This is a genomic window from Rhodanobacter terrae (assembly GCF_042657005.1).
In the GTDB taxonomy this organism is placed as follows: domain Bacteria; phylum Pseudomonadota; class Gammaproteobacteria; order Xanthomonadales; family Rhodanobacteraceae; genus Rhodanobacter; species Rhodanobacter terrae.
Genome location: NZ_JBHSNG010000081.1, coordinates 1 through 887 on the forward strand (window position 1 = coordinate 1; position 887 = coordinate 887).

Genomic DNA, 887 nt, shown 5'->3' on the forward strand with positions numbered 1-887 from the left:
GTTTGCCTGGCACGTCGGACGGCGCTGTCGAGGTGCATCGATCAGCGATGTCGCCAAGGAGTTTCGACTCGACTGGCAGACGGTCAAGGCGCTGGACAAGCAGTACATGGCCGAACAACTCAAACGCGCCGGCATGCCCGGTCCGAAGGCGATCGGCATCGACGAAATCTCGATCCGCAAGGGCCACACCTACCGTATCGTGGTCAGCGATCTGATCCGCAAACGACCGATCTGGTTCGGCGGCACGGATCGCTCCGAAGCGAGCATGGCGATGTTCTACGAAGCGCTGGGGACAAGGAAATCGGCGGGCATACGACTGGCGGTGATGGACATGTGGAAGCCGTTTCGCCGTGCCACTCAGACGCGCGCTCCGCAGGCAGCGATCCGCTTCGACAAGTTCCACATCATGGCGCACCTGGGCAAGGCACTCGATACGGTACGCAAGGCTGAATACGTCCGTCTGAGCGGCAAGGATCGTCGCTACATCAAGGGGCAGAAGTACACCTTGCTGTCGCACCGCGAGAACCTCAGCCTCGATGGCAAGGCCGCGCTCAAGCAGCTGCTGGCCGCCAACAAGCGGCTCAACACCGCCTACCTGCTGAAGGAAAGTTTCGGCCAGTTGTGGGACTACCAGCGCGAAGGCTGGGCCCGGCGCTTCTTCGATAACTGGCGTAAATCGCTGCGCTGGCAGCGGCTCGAACCCTACGAGAAGTTTGCCGAACTGATCGAACGACACTGGGACGGCATCGCCGCTCACTGCCTTCCCGAGAACAAAGTCTCGCTCGGCTTCGTCGAAGGACTCAACAACAAAATCCGAGTCATCCAACGTCGCGCCTACGGACTGCGCGATGAGGAGTACCTGCGACTGAAAGTGCTCACCTGCATGC

The 887-nt window shown here is 60.7% G+C and carries 1 protein-coding gene; it reads left to right on the plus strand.

From position 1 onward, the window contains the following. On the plus strand, positions 1 to 887 hold an 887-nt coding region (locus ACFPPB_RS20315), incomplete at both ends, for an ISL3 family transposase (RefSeq protein ID WP_377330481.1).